15 protein-coding genes and 1 pseudogene are annotated in these 17,752 nt (G+C 65.4%); 4 read left to right on the top strand and 12 right to left on the bottom strand.

The window, feature by feature from the left end:
• Window positions 1-4 precede the first annotated feature (4 nt).
• From tssK to tssA, 10 genes are read right to left on the bottom strand one after another with little or no spacing between them, the layout of a single operon-like run.
• Window positions 5-1,339 carry a type VI secretion system baseplate subunit TssK gene (gene tssK / locus EN818_RS26080; protein ID WP_095808048.1) on the bottom strand — a complete coding sequence of 445 codons (1,335 nt, stop codon included), beginning with the start codon at window positions 1,337-1,339 and terminating at the stop codon, window positions 5-7.
• A 38-nt stretch (window positions 1,340-1,377) separates the two neighbouring features.
• Window positions 1,378-1,830 carry a type VI secretion system lipoprotein TssJ gene (tssJ, locus tag EN818_RS26075; RefSeq protein ID WP_095808049.1) on the bottom strand — a complete coding sequence of 151 codons (453 nt, stop codon included), beginning with the start codon at window positions 1,828-1,830 and terminating at the stop codon, window positions 1,378-1,380.
• A 3-nt stretch (window positions 1,831-1,833) separates the two neighbouring features.
• Window positions 1,834-3,285, bottom strand: a complete 1,452-nt coding sequence (tagH, locus tag EN818_RS26070; RefSeq protein ID WP_135905833.1) for a type VI secretion system-associated FHA domain protein TagH — start codon at window positions 3,283-3,285, stop codon at window positions 1,834-1,836.
• The gene (gene tssG / locus EN818_RS26065; protein WP_135905831.1) at window positions 3,282-4,367 is read right to left on the bottom strand and encodes a type VI secretion system baseplate subunit TssG; all 1,086 of its coding nucleotides are present in this window, start codon (window positions 4,365-4,367) and stop codon (window positions 3,282-3,284) included. Before tssG ends, tagH begins: the two co-directional genes overlap by 4 nt.
• Window positions 4,331-6,205, bottom strand: coding sequence for a type VI secretion system baseplate subunit TssF (gene tssF / locus EN818_RS26060; protein ID WP_135905829.1), 1,875 nt, complete (start codon window positions 6,203-6,205; stop codon window positions 4,331-4,333). The genes tssG and tssF overlap by 37 nt, the downstream gene beginning before the upstream one ends.
• Window position 6,206: 1 nt before the next feature.
• Entirely contained in the window at window positions 6,207-6,962 is a 756-nt protein-coding gene (gene tssE / locus EN818_RS26055) for a type VI secretion system baseplate subunit TssE (protein ID WP_135905936.1), read from the bottom strand.
• Window positions 6,949-7,398, bottom strand: coding sequence for an Hcp family type VI secretion system effector (locus tag EN818_RS26050; RefSeq protein ID WP_165350064.1), 450 nt, complete (start codon window positions 7,396-7,398; stop codon window positions 6,949-6,951). The genes tssE and EN818_RS26050 overlap by 14 nt, the downstream gene beginning before the upstream one ends.
• Before the next feature lie 59 nt (window positions 7,399-7,457).
• The gene (gene tssC, locus EN818_RS26045) at window positions 7,458-8,963 is read right to left on the bottom strand and encodes a type VI secretion system contractile sheath large subunit (protein WP_135905827.1); all 1,506 of its coding nucleotides are present in this window, start codon (window positions 8,961-8,963) and stop codon (window positions 7,458-7,460) included.
• A gap of 3 nt (window positions 8,964-8,966) precedes the next feature.
• Complete coding sequence (gene tssB / locus EN818_RS26040) at window positions 8,967-9,503, bottom strand: type VI secretion system contractile sheath small subunit (RefSeq protein ID WP_095808056.1); 537 nt, start codon at window positions 9,501-9,503, stop codon at window positions 8,967-8,969.
• A 20-nt stretch (window positions 9,504-9,523) separates the two neighbouring features.
• Window positions 9,524-10,687: a type VI secretion system protein TssA gene (gene tssA, locus EN818_RS26035; RefSeq protein ID WP_135905826.1), complete on the bottom strand. Its 1,164-nt coding sequence runs from the start codon at window positions 10,685-10,687 to the stop codon at window positions 9,524-9,526.
• 332 nt (window positions 10,688-11,019) lie between these two features.
• Between tssA and EN818_RS26030 the strand changes: the two genes are divergently transcribed.
• Both EN818_RS26030 and EN818_RS26025 read left to right on the top strand, forming a co-directional pair.
• Window positions 11,020-13,890, top strand: coding sequence for an ATP-dependent Clp protease ATP-binding subunit (locus EN818_RS26030; RefSeq protein WP_135905824.1), 2,871 nt, complete (start codon window positions 11,020-11,022; stop codon window positions 13,888-13,890).
• Between the two features lie 74 nt (window positions 13,891-13,964).
• Window positions 13,965-14,234 carry a hypothetical protein gene (locus EN818_RS26025; RefSeq protein ID WP_135905822.1) on the top strand — a complete coding sequence of 90 codons (270 nt, stop codon included), beginning with the start codon at window positions 13,965-13,967 and terminating at the stop codon, window positions 14,232-14,234.
• Window positions 14,235-14,344: 110 nt separating this feature from the next.
• On the opposite strand, the gene EN818_RS26020 is transcribed toward EN818_RS26025, so the two are convergent.
• Window positions 14,345-15,307: a LysR family transcriptional regulator gene (locus tag EN818_RS26020; protein ID WP_135905820.1), complete on the bottom strand. Its 963-nt coding sequence runs from the start codon at window positions 15,305-15,307 to the stop codon at window positions 14,345-14,347.
• Window positions 15,308-15,390: 83 nt separating this feature from the next.
• On the opposite strand from EN818_RS26020, the pseudogene EN818_RS33820 reads away from it, so the two are divergent.
• Window positions 15,391-15,885: pseudogene (locus tag EN818_RS33820) on the top strand (hypothetical protein); the annotation flags it as partial.
• Between the two features lie 51 nt (window positions 15,886-15,936).
• Here the strand turns inward: EN818_RS33820 and EN818_RS26010 are convergent.
• The gene (locus tag EN818_RS26010) at window positions 15,937-16,476 is read right to left on the bottom strand and encodes an Lrp/AsnC family transcriptional regulator (RefSeq protein ID WP_135905818.1); all 540 of its coding nucleotides are present in this window, start codon (window positions 16,474-16,476) and stop codon (window positions 15,937-15,939) included.
• A 48-nt stretch (window positions 16,477-16,524) separates the two neighbouring features.
• Here EN818_RS26010 and EN818_RS26005 point away from each other — a divergent pair, with 48 nt between their 5' ends.
• A complete protein-coding gene (locus tag EN818_RS26005) occupies window positions 16,525-17,712 on the top strand; it encodes an MFS transporter (RefSeq protein WP_135905934.1) in 1,188 nt (395 codons plus the stop codon).
• Window positions 17,713-17,752 lie beyond the last annotated feature (40 nt).

Raw genomic sequence — 17,752 nt, 5'->3', positions numbered from 1 at the left:
GGCCTCACCTGTTCACCGAATAGCAGTCGACCTGCGGCTCGCTCGGCAGCACACCGGAAACGCCGATGACGAAACCGGGTGCATCGAGCAGCGAGGCCCAGTGCTCGCTCTTCTGGTCCAGCTCCAGGCACAGCCGGTCGCCGTCATAGGGAATCTCGCGCGGCTGCGAATGAAGCGGCTTCAGCGGAATGCCGGGCAGGCGCGACTTCCACAGGCCTTCGAACTGGTCCGCCGAGCCGACGGTGGCCTGGTTGACGAAGATCTTGCGCAGCGCGTCCTCCGACAGTTCGGATCCGACTCGGATCACGATTCGGCTGGCGACCAGGAGCTTCGGATTGTCGATGCGCACCTTCCAGACATTGGTCGAATGCCGCATGACCGGCAGCGCGCGCGATTTCGGCTCGATGTAGCGCAGGCTGAGGATCAGCGAGCGGAGCGCATCGGCAAGCGCCATGTAGGCCGGCCCGGGCGCCATGTGGTCGTAGGCCGGCAACTCGCCGAGCCGGCGCGAGCTGGACCCGTAGGTCGCCATCTCGCCGGCGAGGCCGGCAAGCTCGAGATAGAGTTCGGCCGGATGGAAGACGTCCTGCGCCAGCATGTGGGCAAGCCGCGGCCGCGCCGCATTGGCCAGATGCAGCATCAACAGGTCCTCAACGCTGCGGCCAGGGCCGCCCATCACCATCTTGCCATGCGCCTCGGCGATCTGGTCGAGGCCGGTGACCACCTCCTGCAGCAGCTGCCGGTACCAGGCGACTGCGCCGGTGATCAGCGTCGGCGGCAAAAACGTCTCGTCGAGCGAGACGCCGCCGTCGGCGCGAATGCCCTTAATGTCGGCGACCGGCAGCGCGGTGTAGCCGCCGACCGATTTGCCAGGGGCAAGCAGCACTGCTTGCGGCCTGGCGATTTCGATCTCTTCCGGGTCCGAGCCGCCCTGCACGGCGTCGCGCACCGAAACGATCTTGCCGTGATAGCGGGCGCCGGTGGAGGCGGCATGCGCCGGATCGAAACCGATGCCGCCGGGTGGCTCGAGCGGCAGCGCGACCAGCACCGATCCGGCGCCGGTGTCCGCCGTCACCGGCAAGGGTTTCGGCGCATCCATGATCTCGGGAATGGAGAAAGGCGTGCCGTCCGGGAATATCCCCCTGGCCGACACGATGGAGACCTGGCCGGCATCGAGCAGCGACTGGTCGAGCGTCAGTTGCTGGAAGCCGAAGGTATGCAACTGCCCGGCCTGCAACGCACCGCGCACCATCCCCTCGAAGAACCGGTCCTGCTGCTGGAAGTGCTGGGTCCTCAAGAACAGACCCTCGGACCACAGCACCCTGTTTGCGTCGCTCATGCCGCTACTCTCTGCACGGAACCATCGTTGACCGCCTGTCAGGCGGAAATGCCGCCGCTGCCGAGCGTGACATTGACGGTGAATTTCGACCCTGGCGATACAGACTTGGTTGTACGCCAATTGCGCCCGCCAGGCTCGCGGATGAGAGCGACGAAGCCCAGCGCCGTCGCGTTGGGCTCGACCGTGATTGTCTTGGCGGCGGTCTTTCCCGGCGCCACGGAGATGGTGTCGGATCCGATGAGGTCGGCGCCAAGCGCGGAGCCCGCATCGCCCTGCAGCGCGAAATAGTCGGCTGAATTGAACTTGCCGGTGCTGCTCAGACGCATCACCAGGACAGTTACCGGCCGGTCGCCGCCGCCCGGTCCCGGATTCATGCCGGCGCCACCGGTCACATTGACGGAGATGACCGATGGTTTCGGCGGGCCGCTCTGGCATGCCGCAAGCAGCCCCGTCGCGCCGATGGCAACGATGAATTCGCGTCTGTCGATCATGTCTCACTCCTCTTCATATGCATCCCTGAAATCGGCGCCGATTTCGCCCAGGAAGCTCGACTCCGCGCTTTGGGCGATGTCGCGGTGGCGTTTCTGGTAGAGCTCCCACAGCTTGGCGTTGCGCCCGCCGGAAAGCAGGTTGCCGAGCGCGGAATTGGACTTGAGCTCTTCCTCGATCGCCGCCGGATCGAAGCGGTCGATCATGCGGCGCAGCGCTGCTTGCACGCCGCGCCAGGCGCGCACATGGTGCTGCGCAAGATCGCGCACCGCGTCGGCGATCGCCGCCTCGCCGGACAGGAAGCCGGGGCTGCGCTCCGAGATGATGGTGACGATGACATCCTCGGCGGTCGGCAGGAATTTGAGCGGGTTGACTTCGGAGGCCCCGACCACCGTCTGGGCGACGCGCGCGCTCCCCTTCTCCTCGGCGCGTTTGCGCAGGAGCTGCATCAGGCCTTCCAGCATCAGCCGATATTCGCGCCCGAACTTTTCCATTTCGGCGATCGCGTCGCGGCCGGGAAAATCGGCTTGCTCGACGCCCATGCCGCGCAGGAACGCCGCCCGAAGCGCCATCTCGGCCGGCGCCGCCTGCACGGCTTGCGCGGCCCGGGCGGGCCTGGGGACGGGGATGGGGCGTCGCGCAGGAGGGGCTTCCGCAGCTTGCGCAGGCGCGTCCCATGGATGGGCAGGCTGTTGGCGCTGGGGCTCGGCCGGCCCGGCCTGACCGTTGCTCTTCCCCGAGGCAGGGGTTGCGCTCGGCCCAAACCCGAAATCGTCGTCGAAGCTGGTCGATCTCGGTGCGGGCTCCGCCGTGCTTCTGCGGGACGGCATCTCGTCGAAACCGAACGGATCGGAGCGGCCGGGAGGTGGAACCTCGCTGGATGCCGGTGTGGCTACGGGATCGAGACTGAACGGATCGTCGAAGGCGGGCGAGCTGTGCTGGTCCGAGGCGCGCTCATAGGCGCCCGGCACCGGCTGTTCGAACGGATCCGGCAGATCGGCCGGCCGCGGCCGCCGCGGCTCTTCCTCCACCTTGGCCGAGAAGAAATCGTCGCCGCCGATGCTGACCGGCGCTCGCGACTGCGCCTGTGAGCGCTCCTGGTTGGCGACAGGCACCTGCATGGCTGCCGGCTGGCTCGCCGCAGCCTGGATCTCGACATAGACGACATAGTCACCCAGCCTCAGCCGCATGCCGTTCTGCAGGCGCGCGGAGCGGCCGGCGCCGAGCGGGCTGTCGGAATCGTCGATGAACAGCCCGCTGCTCGAGGTGTCGGTGACGAAGTAGCCGTCGCGGCCGCCGCTGATCTTGCAATGGGCCCGCGAGACGAACATGTCCGGATCCTCGATCTGCCAGCCGGCATCGGCGCTGCGCCCGATCACCAGTTCGCCCTCGTCCAGGCGGGTCTGTCTGACCACCTGGGAGCGCGGACCCTGTTCGAGCGTCAGCAAGAGGCTCATGCCGCCACCCCTGCCGGTTCCGGTCGCCAGCCGACGATCGTGCGCAGCTTGAGATCGTCGGCATCGCCCCATTCGGCAGGCCGTGCCAGCCAGGCGGTGCGGCCGAGCTGGACGGTCCCGATCTGCGGCGGCGGCACGGCTTCGCGCGCGAGCACGATGCGAAGATCGATATCGAGCGCTTCCCCGATCATGTCGCGGACCGCCTTCTTGAACAGCGCCAGGCGCCGTCCGCCGGGCAGGAACGCCTTGAAATCGTCGAAGGAAAGCGGACCGACGCGCAATTCGATGCGGCTCTGGCGGCTGAAGACGCGTGGGCCGATCGTTGCCCCGCGCCCGAGCGCCGCATAGGCCTTGCCGACTTGGCTCTGCAGTGCTGTGGGGATGCCGATCCAGGCGGCGACGAATTCCTTGATCTGCACCGGCACCTTGAAGGCCGTGGCAAGGAACAGCGTCAGCCGCTCCGGACTGTCCACCTGGTTGGCGAGCGATCCGGCCTGGCGTAGCCTCACCGTGTCGAGCTCGGGATCCTGTGTGCCTGGCAGCCCGATGCCGGCCATGGCTTCGAGCATGGCGCGGACGCGGCCGCCGACCGAGCGCTCGACCTGCACTGCCGGATGCGCATCCGCCCAGGCGCGGTAGTAGAGGGCAATCAGGCGGTGCTGGAGGATGTTGATGAAATCGACGAACGTCGTGTCGCTGGTCTGCTCCGCCTCGGCGCCGCTGAACCAGCGCTGCGACAGCCGGTCGAGCACCCAGCGCGTCAGATGCAGCGGCATCGGCCCTTCCGGCCCGAGCAGCCCGAGATTGGCGACCGTTATCCGCGCCGGAGCCTTGTCGCTTGCCTGTTGAAGCTTGACCACGTCCTTGGCCGAGAAGCTCAGTCGCACGTGCTGCCCGAGCCTTGCCGGCTCGTGGTTCGGCTGGCCGGAATAGCCGAACAGTCCTCCCCTCTGCTCCAGCCTGCGCAGCAGCTCGAAGAAGTCGAACCCCTCGGACAGCACCTCGGCCTTTTCCGGTGTGCCGGCCCCGTCCGCGGCGGATCTGCCTAGATCAGGTAGCGATTGCCGGGCGTCATCGGCCATGGCACATCCTCCTGCTTCTGCAGCAGCCGCGTGCGGGTCCGCACGAAGCCGTTTATCCCGGCGTGCCGGGCAAACAGCCGCGCAAGCAGAGCCGAAAGCAGCAGCGTGCTTTGCCCCGCCAGCACCGACTGGTCGACATGCAGCGTAATCTCCGTGCCCCGTCCGAAGCACATCGGCCCGTCGATCTGCAGCCGCTCGATGACGGGGCGCGAGTCGATACGGGTGATCGAGTGGACGTTTCGGGCAAGGCTGGGGTCGCCGCGGTCGGCATAGAGGTCGAGCAGCGCATGCAGCGGGTCGACCCCACGACCCTCCTTGGCGAGGCTCAGGAAGTTGAGCGCCAGTTGCGACACCAGCCGCCAGGCGAGATTGTCGGCCCGCGATTCACCTTCGGCGCCAGCCGGCAGCGAGGCCGGGATCGCCGGCTGCGGCGGCCGCAGGGCGCCGAGCAGCCTCACCGTTTCGACCGGGTCGGCCGTCTCCAGCGTCAAAGTCGGGGTGTCGTCCAGGATCGGCAGGTCGCGGTTGGTGCAGAGCGCCATCACGTCGAGGCGCTTGGGCGTGCGGTTCGCCGGGCTTCCGGCCGGGCGCGAGATCGCCAGGAAGACATCGTCGCCCGTGTAGGAGGTGCGGGTCAGGCCATCGCGCCGTTCGTCCTCGGTCGCCCGGCGCGGGCGCCGTTCCGTCGAATAGACCCAGCCGCTGCCGCGATTCTGCCCCAGGCTGAAAAGCTCGGGGATCGCGGCCTCGCTGCCTTCCGCATCGGCGTCTTCCACCCGGGTGACCCGGAAGATCTCGAAATCCCGCGCCCGCGTCCGGTCGGCATGCACCACCTGCCGCGTGCGGCGCGGGTCGATCTCGATGACGTTGCATTCCCGTTCGAAGAGATTGATGACCGGCGTCACGAAGAGCTCGAAATCCGCCGGCGTCACATCGGCGAGCTCGGGCACCGGGCGCCTGAACAGGAAGATGATCTCGATCCCCGCCTCGCACTTGCGCACCACCGGCTGCAACCCGCGGACGCGCACATAGTGGAAGCGTTCGGGGATCATGAAATATTCGCGCAGCAGCCGGTATCCCTCGAAGGTCGGCCGGGTGCGGGGCATCAGCGCCTCGTCGTCGCCAATGCCGACCATTTCAGGCTCCGGCAGAGCCGTGAGCGGGTTGCTCTTGCCTTCCGGCCGCGCGCCGAGCGCCGAGCAGGCGCCGAAGATCGCGTCGAAAAGCAGCGGGGCCTTCGTGCGCCCAGCGAAATAGAGATCGAGCCGATCGAGCGACAATTCGCTGAGCTTGGCCTTTCCGGTGATGGCGAGCGCGATGCGAAATGCTGCTTCGCCGCGCACGCCGCCGACTGGGCCTATGCCGGCCGCAGCCAGTCCGCTGCGATCCTGAAAATAGCTGACCGATGTGATCGCGATCGGCCACAGCGTGACCTCTTGCGCCGTGGTGAAGGTCGAACGCGTCGACAGGCCGGGATGCAGGCTGGAAACCAGGCGCGTCCCGCGTCCGACGGCATGGCCGGCGATCATCGACTGCACCTGCTGGCCGGGCTTGAACGCCGCCATCGCCGTTGCCGGTGCCGGTGTGACCAGGTCCGGATAAAGCACCTCGAGCACGGCGCGCGAGAAGCGCGAGCGCTCCGCATCAACCTTCAGCCGCGTGCGCGCGGCAAGGAAGGCGACGCCGTCGAGCAGCCGTTCGACGTAGGGGTCGGGGCAGGGAACCGTGTCGAGCGAAAGATTGCGGGCGACCGCCGGATGCATGTCGGCGAATTCCGCGGCCAGCGCGCGGATGTGGGTCAGTTCCTCTTCGTAATACTCCAGGAACACCCGGTCCATCTCAGGTCTCCCTGAGTTCGGTTCGTGCCAGGCCGTTGTCGAGATTGATCGTGGTGCGCAGCCGCATGCGTTCCGGCGTCGGCGTCATGATCAGCACGGCGTCGATCTCGATCTTCAGGCCGAAGCTCTTGTCGCCGAGGGTGACATTGACCGTGGTGGCACTCTCCTTGAGGCGCGGCTCGAAGGTTCCGAGCACCGCACGGATCTCGCGCGCCAGCGCATCGCGGTCGAAATCGCGCGAGGAACGGCCGGAAAAGGAAGGCACTCCATAGTTGACGACGCTTCGCCGCACTTCCGGGAAATCCGCCAGCGAGGGCAGCTCGTCCAATGCCTGCTCCTGTTCCGCGTCTGAAAGGAGCGGCATGGACTCGAAGCGCTCGGTGTTGAACAAGGCCTCGATATCGCGCCGCACCGCCTCCCTCAGCACGCGCGCCGACACCACCACGCCGCGGCTTTCGATCTCGGCGCGGTGCTCGGTCTGGAAGGCCAGCCGGTGCAGCCGCCGCTTCTGTTCGGCCGTCAGTTCGGCGTCGGCGTCGATGGCGCGTGCGCTGCCGGCAAGAAGAGCCTCGACGCCCTCGGCGCCGAGTTCTTCCTGCAGCAGTCGGCGCAGCCCCTCTATCTCGGAGGTCAGGCCGGGCAAGTCGTTGATCAGGCGGTCCCAGAGGGAAGGCTGGACCGCCTCGCGCTTCGCCCGCGAACTGCCGGCAAGCTGCGCCTTGCTCGCGCCGGCCCGCCGGACCTCACTTGCCGACATAGACATCCATTTCGATTTCGTCGTCCTTGTTGTAGACGAACTTGATCTTCTTGTAGGCGAAGCTCACTTCCTCCTCGATCAGGTCGGCTTCGTCGTCGGCCTGTTTCATGTCGTACTCCATGATCGAGGCATCGGTCAGGGTGACGACCAGATAGTCGCTGGTCTCGCCGTCGATGGTGCGGCGTGCCGAAAACACCACTTCATCGAGGGCCTTGTTGTCGAACAGCGCCTTCTTCAGATAAGGCGAGGCCTTGTCGTAGTGCTTGGTGAACTTGATCATTCCCAGGGCCACGCGCCCGCGGCGCGAAAGCGAATTCGGATCGTAGGGCGCGACCATCTTGTAGTCGACGCCATGGACTTCGATCTCGTCCTCATGGCCGTCGCGTACGCTCGGACCCTTGATGTCCGGAACTTTCAAAAAACCATCGATTTTCATTGAAGCCATTGTCTTTCTCCACCGCTTTCACACGAAACAAAGATGACTCTGCTGCAATTTCAGCCCTTCACTGACGGCAGTTCCGATACCAGCCGGAGCGAGGCATTGATGCCTTCCAGCTGGTAGTGCGGACGCAGATAGAACCGGGCATTGTAGTAACCGGGCCGGCCTTCGACGCTGTCGACCTGGACCTCTGCCGCGGCAAGCGGGCGCTTGGCGCGCGCCTTGTCGTCGGCGAAGGCGGGGTTGGCCAGCACGTATCGGTTGATCCACTCGGTCAACCAGATCTGCATGTCGGTGCGTTCCTTGAACGAGCCGATCTTGTCGCGCGCAATCGCCTTGAGGTAGTGCGCGAAGCGCGACACCGGGAACAGGTAGGGCAGGTTGGCGCTGAGCCGCTCATTCGCCTGCGCGTCGGGATCGACGAGGCGGCCGGCGCGGGTCTCGTCGTCCTGCAGGGAATGGGCGCCGATGAAGGCCGCAAGGTCGGTGTTCTTCCGGTGCAGGATCGGCATCAGGCCGAGCTTGGCCAGTTCCGCCTCGCGCCGGTCGTCGATGGCGACCTCGGTCGGGCATTTCATCGCGATCGAGCCGTCGTCGGTCGGGAAGGCGTGCACCGGCAGGTTGAGCACCGTGCCGCCATTTTCGACGCCGCGGATCTGCGTGCCCCAGCCATAGAGCTTGTGGCTGCGGTTGATGTTCACCCCCATCGGGAAGGCGGCGTTCATCCAGACATATTTGTTGTGGTCGCCGCCCACTTCCTCCTCGAAGGTGAAGCCTTTCACCGGAACAGTTTCCGTGCCGTAGGGCAGGCGTGCCAGGACGCGCGGCATGGTGAGACCGATATAGCGGGCGTCCTCGCTCTCGCGCAGCGACTGCCACGAGGCATAGGCCGGGTTGTTCACGATCATCTGCAGGTCCTGCGGGTTCGGCAGTTCCTGCCAGCTGTCCATGCGGAACAGGCGCGGCGACGCGGCGGCGATGAAGGGCGTGTGCGCCGAGGCGCAGACACCGGAGATGTTGCGCAGCAGCCCGACGTCGCGCGGATGGTTGGAGAATTCGTAGGCGCCGATGATGCAGCCGATCGGCTCGCCGCCCAGCATCGAATACTCGTCCGTGTAGACCTTCTTGAAGATCGGGCTCTGGTCCCACATCTGGCCTTCATAGTCTTCGAGCGTGTCGGCCAGCTGCTCCTTGGAGATGTTCATCACCCGGATCTTGAGCTTCGTATCCGTCTCGGTGTTGTTGACCAGATACCAGAGGCCGCGCCAGGTGCCTTCCATCTCCCGCACTTCCGGCGCATGCATGATCTCGTTGACCTGCGTCGTCAGCATCTTGTCGATGCCGGCGATCAGCGACTTGATCGACTTGATCGCATTGGAAGAGATGGTCGTGGTCTCCGAGCGCGACTGCGCCGCGAGCGCCAGGTTTCGCACCAGCTGCTGCAGCTTTTCGCTGTCGTCCTTCTTGACCTTGAAATCCTTTTCCAGCAGTCCGCTGAATTCGCCGAGGTCTATCGCTTCCGCTTCGGCTGTGGCGGCTGCGGTCTTTTGCTGTTCAGCCATGACTTACTCCTCGCCCTTGCCGTCATCCATCGCCTGGCTGGCGATCTTGCTCAGCAGCGGCTCGTTGTTCAGAAGCTGCGCGATACGCTTTTCGGCGTCGACGCGGCCGTCCATGAAGCCGAGCAACTCTTCGAGCTGACGGCGCATCTTGAGGATCTCGGCCAGTTGCGGGACCTGCTCGGCGACCTTGTCCGGAGCAAAATCGCCCATCTTGGAGAAGGTGAGATCGACCGCCAGCTCCTCGTCGCGCTCGGCGCCCTCGGCTTGCGGCAGCGTGTTCTTCACCCGCGCCTTCACGCGCGGCCCCATTGCCTCCATGAACTTGGGAAAACGATTGGCGTCGGTTTCGACGAATTTGCGGTCGAGCACCGACCTTGACGCTTCCTTGGTCTGTGAGGCCCCGGCAAGATCGGCCATCACGGCCATGACGAACGGCAGTTCGATGGTCGTCGGGCTGCCGTAGGTTTCAACGTCGTAGGCGATCTGCACGCGCGGGGCGCGGTTTCTTTCGATGACCTTGGCTTTGCTCTCTGCAGGCATGCTTTTTACCTTTCATCCTTCTAGGCCGGCTTCTTGGGATCGGGGACACCGGCAAGCAGCCGGAATTCCTTCAGCCCCGACGGGGCGAGATCTTCCATCAGTTCAACGAAATCCATGTGCACCATGCGCCGCACGCGGCGGGCGAGATGCGGGATCGGGCTCGACGGCTCGGTGCGGTCGTAGAAGGCGACGACCAGGTCGAGGCATTTGACGACGTCGTCGCGCGAGGTGATCCGGTCGGGCAGTCCGGTGCTCGCTTCCATAGAGCTGGCCACACTTGCCATCCTTTCGGCTCCCATCGCTGCGGCTCCGTTTCGGGCCGGCGCTGCCGCTTCCACCGGCTGCGGAGAGGGCTTTGCGGCTCCATTCGCCGCGGCGCCGGCGACTGAGTTCCGCTCCAGCGTCGTCAGCAGGCGCTGCAGGAATCGCTTTAATTCCGGAACGGTGGATCCGCTGCCTTCGATGCGGGCGTTGAGCGCGATCTCCACTGCCTCGAGCGCCGCGATCGCCGCGCGGGCATCGGCGATCAGCGACGTCATCGCCTCGCCGGCCTGGTCCATCTGTGCCTTGCATCCGGTGCGCACCCGGTTGACCAATTGGCTGTGGGTGCTGGTCAGCGCCGCCTTTTCGGCCGCGCTCAGTCCCGAAGCCGCCTCCTGCAGCATGACCTGTTCTTCGAGGCTGCCCTTTTCCAGATCCTCGCCTTTGATCGGCCCAACCGTGCGCGGGGCAAAGAAGACCATGCCGCGCAGATCCTTGAGCAGCCCGTCCTGGCTGTTTTGCAGGTCGATCAGCGCATTGATGCGCCGCAAGGCAGCCTCGCGCGGCGTCGCGCCTGAGCGCAGCGCCGGATGCATCGTATCCCAATGCCTGTCAAAGGTTTGGGCAATCAGCGTCAGGCCTTCAGCGAGCCCGCCCAACTGGTCTTCGTTGGCAAGGGCACGCACCACCAGGACGAGAAGGCGCAGGTCCCGGCCGTGCGAACGCAATTCCTCAGCCTTGGTGATTATGACGGACCAGTCGACCGGAACATCGACTTCCGATTTGTTGTTTCCTTCGTATTCGACCTTCTTCTGCTGTTCGGTCAGGCGCTCCAGCTCATGAAAGGCCGGGTCATTGCGCAAGTCCTCTCCCGACGGATTCTCACCGTTCAGAGGATTCAGCCAGAGTGCGAGATCGATCACACCTACCCCCAGCCAGCGGCCCTGAGACCCCTATGTGACGCAACGTTATCACACGGCCTCACTCTACCACAATTGACCAGCTGTCCAAAAACTAACGGAACCTAAACGCCCGGTTTCTCTGCCGGAAACCCATCGCGCGATTGCCGGACCCGGTATGTGAAATGCCTCGCATAGCGGGCACGGCAATCCGGTGTTTGCTGCAGGACAGGCGAGGCTGCGTGTCCGGGAAGCGCGGCCCGGACCGCATCCGGTCGCCTTGTTCGTCACACGCTTTGTCAAGCCGCCGCATATATGGCAGGGTATCGGTGGGCAGATTTTCGGGAGCAGGTTCGATGGAACAGCGCCGGGCATCGCAGGGCTTCAAGCGCAAGGAACTGGTCGCCAAGCTCAATCCCACCGGGGTGCGCGCCTTCAAGGCGGCGGCGGACACGGCCAAGCTGCGCGGCAACCCCTATGTCGAACTCGTCCATTTCATCGAGCAACTTGTGCTGTCCGAGCGTTCGGACGTGCAGATGATCGTCGCTGACGCCGGCATCGATCCCAGCCGACTGACTGCCGACCTGACCCGCGCGGTCGACAAGCTGCCCTATGGCGCGACCTCCATCGAGGAATTTTCCGACCACATATTTCACGCCATCCAGGAAGGCTGGAACCTGGCGACGCTGGAGTTCGGGGCGGAAGAGGTGCGCAGCGCCCATATCCTGCTCGCCTGCCTGAAGACCCCGGTGCTGGAAGGTCTGCTGTCCAAGATCAGCGCCGAGTTCGACAAGATCGATGCCGACGGCGTCATTGCCCGCTTCGCCGATGTCACCGAAGGTTCTCTGGAAGCCGGCTCGCCTGCCGCCGCAGCTCCCGACGAGAAGCCGATGAAGCGTGGTCCGGGCGGGGATTCGGCGCTGGCGAAATACGCCACCGACCTCACCCAGCGCGCCCGCGACGGCAAGATCGACCCGGTCGTCGGCCGCGATCCCGAGATCCGGCAGATCGTCGACATCCTCATGCGACGCCGGCAAAACAACCCGATCCTGACCGGCGAGGCCGGCGTCGGCAAGACGGCGGTGGTGGAAGGATTTGCCCTGCGCATTTCCCAGGGCGACGTCCCGCCGACCTTGCAGAACGTCAGTGTCCGCATGCTCGATGTCGGGCTGATGCAGGCGGGCGCCAGCGTCAAGGGCGAGTTCGAGAAGCGGCTGAAGGCGGTTATCGACGAGGTGCAGGCGTCCGAGGTTCCCATCATTCTGTTCATCGACGAGGCGCATACGCTGATCGGCGCCGGCGGCGCGGCCGGGACCGGCGACGCGGCCAATCTCTTGAAGCCGGCGCTGGCGCGCGGCGAGCTGCGCACCGTCGCGGCGACCACCTGGGCCGAATACAAGCAGCATATCGAGAAAGACCCGGCGCTGACGCGGCGCTTCCAGGTGGTCAAGATCGACGAGCCGTCGGAAGCGGTGGCCGTGCTCATGCTGCGCGGCGTCGCCGGCGTTCTGGAGCAGCACCACAAGGTGCAGATCCTGGACGAGGCGATCGAGGCGGCGGTCTCGCTGTCGCACCGCTATATCCCGGCGCGGCAGCTCCCTGACAAGGCGGTCAGCCTGCTCGATACCGCCTGCGCCCGCGTCGCCATCTCGCAGCATGCGACGCCGGCCGAAGTCGAGGACATTTTGCGCCGCCGCCAGGCGCTCGAGGTCGAGCAGGGCATCATCGGCCGCGAGGCGGCGATCGGCATCGAGGTGGCCGACCGGCAGGCCAGGGTCGAAGCCGGGCTGGCGGAAGCCGAGACGACTTTGGCCGCCGCGCAGGAGCGCTGGGACCGTGAAAAGGCGCTGGTGAGCGAGATTCTCGATCTGCGCGCAAAATTGCGCGGCGAGGGTGTGCCGCTCGATGCGGCCGCGAGCGAGGATGCCGCCGTGGCAGCGGAAGGCGCGGAAGTGGCCGAAGTGAAGGCGCCGGAGCAGAAAGCCGCCGAAAGCAAGGACGCCAAGCCGCCTAAGGTCAAGGCTGACAAGGCCAAGAAATCCAAGGCTGAAGCGACAAAGGCTGAAGCGACAAAGGCTGCAGCGGCCAAGGTCGAAGCACCTGCTGCCGAGGCAATCGCCGGTGGTTCGACGCCGGACTCGGCCGCCGATCTGGCGCGGTTGCGCGAACTGATGGCCGAGCTTGCCGCGGCGCAGGGCGAGACGCCGCTGATCCTGCCTTCGGTGGACCGCAACGCCGTCGCCGCGGTCGTCCAGGACTGGACCGGCATCCCGACCGGACGCATGCTGTCAAGCCAGACCGAGAAGGCACTTAGGCTCGCCGCTACGTTGTCCGAACGCGTGGTCGGCCAGGATCACGCGATGGAGATGATTGCCAAGCGCGTGCAGACCAGCCGCGCCGGCCTCGGCGCCCCGGAAAAGCCGGTCGGCGTCTTCCTGCTCTGCGGCCCTTCCGGCGTCGGCAAGACCGAGACCGCGCTGGCGCTGGCCGAGACGCTCTATGGCGGCGAGCAGAATCTGATCTCGATCAACATGTCCGAATTCCAGGAGGCGCATACCGTCTCCACGCTGAAAGGCGCGCCGCCCGGCTATGTCGGTTACGGCAAGGGCGGCATCCTGACCGAGGCGGTGCGCAGGAAACCCTATTCGGTGATCCTGCTCGACGAGGTCGAGAAGGCGCATCCGGACGTGCACGAGATCTTCTTCCAGGTCTTCGACAAAGGCATGATGGACGACAGCGAGGGCCGCCGCATCGACTTCAAGAACACGCTGATCCTGCTCACCTCGAATGTCGGCTCCGAGGTGATCATGGACCGCACCAAGAACGGCACCGTGCGGACCGGCATCGACGATCTGGATTCCGCCTTGCGCGCCCCGCTGCTGAAAGTGTTTCCAGCGGCCTTTCTCGGCCGCGTCGTCACCATTCCCTACTATCCGCTGTCGGATTCCATGATCGAGGCGATCACGAGGCACCAGTTCGGCAAGATCGCGCGGCGCCTCAAGGTCACCAACGATGCCGAGCTGGTCATCGGCGACGGCGTCATGGACCTGGTCAAGGCGCGCTGCACCGAGATCGAGTCCGGCGGGCGCATGATCGACGCCATCCTCACCAACACGCTGCTGCCGGAGCTGAGCCGCGGCGTCCTCAATCGTTCGCTCGAGGGTCAGAAGATGACGAAGGTTACCGTTGGCGCTTCGGCGGAAGGCTTCACCTATTCCTTCGAGTAGACAGGCATCATCAGGGAACCTTTGTCGCGCTTTGGATATTGTGCGGATATCTGTATGGCCGGGAGGCACTGCCTATGATGACCAAATCCGTCGTGATCGCCGCCCTCACTGTGGGGATCGGCTGCGGTGTATCGGCACCGTCCTCAGCTGGAAGCCGCGACCATCGCCTTCAATCCGAGCGCTATGTTCCCGCGGAGGGCGACCTGATCGACATCCTGTTCGGCGGCCCGCGCTACTACGACCAGCAGCTGTTCACGACAGGCGGCGAACCCTGCTCCTATCAGCGAACGGGACCGGACGCGAACGCCATCAACAAGATCAACGACCATCACTGCGGCAAGTAGCCGGCCCGTTGCGCAGGGCGCGCCCTGAGGAGCACTGGCGCCGGACCGCCGCCTGGTGAGCCGCTTGCAGCCGGTTGCGCGGGCGTCCATGGCGCGCACCGCAATGAATTCTACTCCGTTGCTGGCCGCCGCGACTTCCCGTTGCGCGTCCGCCTTTCCGGAGTGTCGCCGCGTTGCCTGACGTGATCGATGAAAGCCCGCAGCTTGGGTAAGACCTGATGCTTTTGCGGGTAATAGAGAAAAACGCCTGGTGAGGTGACGGCGAACGGCCTCAGAAGCGCGTCCAAGCGCCGCTCGGCGATCGCTGAACCGGCCACCGGACTGGGCACTTGCGCCAGGCCCACGCTCCGGATCGCAGCGCCAAGAAGCGTGGAATAGTCATGCGCGATGAGCGGTCCCGACACGATTGCCTCGATCGCCTTGTTGCCGTCGACAAAGCGCCAGGGCGCGACCGAGCCGTCGGTACGGCGCATGCGCAGGCAGGCGTGACCGCGCAGATCCTCTATCCGTTCCGGTCGACCCCGTCCACGCAGGTAATCCGGGCTGCCGACCACCACGAGCGGGAATGACGGCGTCAACCGCACTGCCACCATGTCGGGGGCGATTAGTTCGCCCATCCTGATGCCGGCGTCGAATCCCTCCGCGGCGAGGTCGACCAGTTCTCCGCTTGCGACAATCTCCAGCTCGATCTCGGGATAGGCCTGGCAAAAGGAGACGACGAGCGGCTCCAGCAACACCGGGAGCACCGCACGTGGCACCGATAAGCGCAACAGCCCGGTCGGTCGCTGGCCGAATTCGCGCGCGATCTCGGCTGCGGCGACCAGTTCCTCGAAGGCGGGTCGTGCGCGCGCAAAAAAGCGCTCGCCGGCTTCGGTCAGGCCGACGCTGCGCGTCGTGCGGAGAAAGAGCGCGACGCCGATGCGGGCCTCGAGCGTTCTTATTGCCTGGCTGATCGCGGACGGCGTCACCCGCAGTTCCGCGGCTGTCTTGCGGAAATTCCGGTGCCTGGCGACGCTCAGGAACGCCTCGACGCCATCCAGAGCGCCATGCCTGACTGTGAAGTTCTGCTTCATGACCAATCTACATTATCGCGGATAGTTGTCGGGAGGAAGCACTCCTATGTTGCAGGAATCACGCTCATCCGGGAGAAAGCAAAATGTCACCGGCGACGATATTTATGATCCATCTCGTTCTTGGCTATGTGCCGTGGCTCCTCGGTTTCGGCGTGTATGCCTGGCCGAGACTCCGATCGATGGAGCCCATCCAGGCGCAGCGGGCGATCGCGACGCTGCACAGCTTCCGCTTCTTCGGGCTGGTCTTCCTGCTTCCGGGCGTGGTCGGTCCGAACCTGCCCGCCGGTTTCGCCGTCTTCGCCGCCTACGGCGATTTCGCAACCGGGCTCCTAGCCATGCTGGCGTTGGCTTGCGTGAGAAGACCGTCGATCTTCTGGCCCTCGGTCGTCGCCTTCAATCTCGTCGGGATGGTCGACATTGCGGTCGACTATTTTCACGGCAGTCAACTCGGCCTGCCGGAACTGGCCGGCCAGCTGGGCGCCGCCTATGCAATCCCGATGCTTTATGTGCCGCTGCTGATGATCACGCATGTCGCTGCAGTCTGGCTGCTTGTGCGTGCACAGGCCAAGCTGGCTCGGGGCGCCAGGCGCAGGAAGCGGCGCCGGCATCGCCTGAATATCGACGCGATCTCAGTAAACCGGCGTCGCCATGTGACGTGGCGCTGGCCAATCTGCCGTGATCTCCGGCTGCACCGGCCGTTCGAGATAGGTCGACAGCACGACATAGCTTCGCGTCGAGGTGACGCCGGGCGTCTCGTAGAGCCGAGCGAGCAGACCTTCGAGCGCCCGTGTGTCCTCAGTGCGCACCTTGAGCAGCATGCAGGTGTCGCCGGCCACCGTATGGATCTCCTCGACTTCAGGATATTCCGAGACCGCCATCAGCTCCGGCGTCTTGCCCCAGCCCCTGGTGTCGATATGCACGAAGGCGAGCAGCGGCTTCTTCACCGCCCGAGGATCGATGATCGCCGAGGTGGCGCGGATGGCGCCGCTGCGCTTGAGCCGCTTGACCCGTTCATGCGCCGCAGGCGGCGACAGGCCGACGCGATCGCCGAGTTCGGCATAGCTGATGGTGGCGTCATCGACGAGCACACCTAATATTTTTCGGTCGATAGGGTCGATGTCGCGGGCTGCGAGCCTGTTCCGCTGAATGCCATCTGTTTCTTCGTCCATCGCCAAATTCCTCATTGAGACCTAATGAAATTCGGCCATTATGACGATATGTCGAACAGTGATCAATCAGCAATTCTCTCGGTCACCCCGCGCGCGCCGATCCCAGCGGCAGCCTATCTCCTGACCGGCTGCATCGCCGTCATCGGCTCAAACTCGCTGGTTCTCGGGCCCATTTCGCCTGCCGTCGCGGCATCGTTCGGAGCGAGCGTGCCGGCGGTGATGACCGCCTCTGCCGCATTCGGTCTCGGCACCTCGGCAAGCGCGCTGTTCCTTGCCCGCTACATCGACAGGATCGGCGCGCGGCGCATGCTGCAGGGTGCATTGCTGTTGCTCGGACTGGCGCTGGTCGCCTGCGCGCTGGCGCCGACCGTGGCGGCGCTGGTCGCGGCTCAGCTCGTCGCCGGCGTTGCCGCCGGCATCGCCATGCCTGCCATCTATGCCAGCTCCGCGGCGATCGCGCCGCCCGGCCGCGAAAGCGGCACGATCGGCGTCGTGCTGACCGGCTGGACGCTGTCGATGGTCGCCGGCGTCTCGCTATCGGCGGTGCTTGCCGATCTCATCCATTGGCGCGCTGTGTTCGCTGCCGTTGCGCTGCTGGCCGGAACCGCTGTCGCCGGCCTGACCGTCAGCTCGCTGCGCGACGCCAGAAAAAGCGGCCCGGCCCCTTCACCCCTCGGCGCCTTGGCCGTGCCCGGCATCCTGCCGCTGCTGATTGCTTGCGGCGCCTTCATGACCGCCTTTTACGGCGTCTATGGCTATCTCGGCGACCATCTGCACGAACGTCTCGGCGAACCTGTCAGCGCCAACGGCCTGGCGGCAGTCGCCTATGGTCTTGGCTTCGGCGCGGCGGCACTGCTCGATAGCGTCATCGACCGTTTGGGCGCTCGCCGAGTCATGCCCTTTGCCTATCTGCTGGTCGGAGCCGTCTATGTCGCGATGGCTTTGCTCAGCGGCAGCTTCGGCCTGCTCATGGCAACGATAGCGGTCTGGGGTCTTGCCAACCATTTCGGGCTCAACGTTCTGGTCATGCGGCTGACGGCGCTCGATCCGGCACGGCGCGGCACCATCATGGGCCTGAACAGCGCGGTCACCTATCTCGCCGTGACCGTCGGCACTGCCGGCTTCGGCCCTCTCTATACGAGCCTCGGCTTCGCCAATTGCGCCCTCATCGCCGCCCTGCTGATGCTGGTGGCGGCGTCGGCCGCGGCATGGCGCTCAGCGGGTGCCCGGCAATAGGCTTGCGCCCCCATTCGCTCCTTGGCTAAGGCTGGTTTGC

The sequence above is a fragment of the Mesorhizobium sp. M3A.F.Ca.ET.175.01.1.1 genome, assembly GCF_004791945.1.
GTDB lineage: Bacteria > Pseudomonadota > Alphaproteobacteria > Rhizobiales > Rhizobiaceae > Mesorhizobium.
This window is presented reverse-complemented; position numbering and strand designations above follow the sequence as displayed.

What these genes read in the sequence shown, in the direction of transcription:
- tssK (WP_095808048.1), bottom strand. Translation starts at nt 1,339, where the DNA reads ATGAGCGACGCAAACAGGGTGCTGTGGTCCGAGGGTCTGTTCTTGAGG.
- tssJ (WP_095808049.1), bottom strand. Translation starts at nt 1,830, where the DNA reads ATGATCGACAGACGCGAATTCATCGTTGCCATCGGCGCGACGGGGCTG.
- tagH (WP_135905833.1), bottom strand. Translation starts at nt 3,285, where the DNA reads ATGAGCCTCTTGCTGACGCTCGAACAGGGTCCGCGCTCCCAGGTGGTC.
- tssG (WP_135905831.1), bottom strand. Translation starts at nt 4,367, where the DNA reads ATGGCCGATGACGCCCGGCAATCGCTACCTGATCTAGGCAGATCCGCC.
- tssF (WP_135905829.1), bottom strand. Translation starts at nt 6,205, where the DNA reads ATGGACCGGGTGTTCCTGGAGTATTACGAAGAGGAACTGACCCACATC.
- tssE (WP_135905936.1), bottom strand. Translation starts at nt 6,962, where the DNA reads ATGTCGGCAAGTGAGGTCCGGCGGGCCGGCGCGAGCAAGGCGCAGCTT.
- EN818_RS26050 (WP_165350064.1), bottom strand. Translation starts at nt 7,398, where the DNA reads ATGAAAATCGATGGTTTTTTGAAAGTTCCGGACATCAAGGGTCCGAGC.
- tssC (WP_135905827.1), bottom strand. Translation starts at nt 8,963, where the DNA reads ATGGCTGAACAGCAAAAGACCGCAGCCGCCACAGCCGAAGCGGAAGCG.
- tssB (WP_095808056.1), bottom strand. Translation starts at nt 9,503, where the DNA reads ATGCCTGCAGAGAGCAAAGCCAAGGTCATCGAAAGAAACCGCGCCCCG.
- EN818_RS26030 (WP_135905824.1), top strand. Translation starts at nt 11,020, where the DNA reads ATGGAACAGCGCCGGGCATCGCAGGGCTTCAAGCGCAAGGAACTGGTC.
- EN818_RS26025 (WP_135905822.1), top strand. Translation starts at nt 13,965, where the DNA reads ATGATGACCAAATCCGTCGTGATCGCCGCCCTCACTGTGGGGATCGGC.
- EN818_RS26020 (WP_135905820.1), bottom strand. Translation starts at nt 15,307, where the DNA reads ATGAAGCAGAACTTCACAGTCAGGCATGGCGCTCTGGATGGCGTCGAG.
- EN818_RS26010 (WP_135905818.1), bottom strand. Translation starts at nt 16,476, where the DNA reads ATGGACGAAGAAACAGATGGCATTCAGCGGAACAGGCTCGCAGCCCGC.
- EN818_RS26005 (WP_135905934.1), top strand. Translation starts at nt 16,525, where the DNA reads ATGTCGAACAGTGATCAATCAGCAATTCTCTCGGTCACCCCGCGCGCG.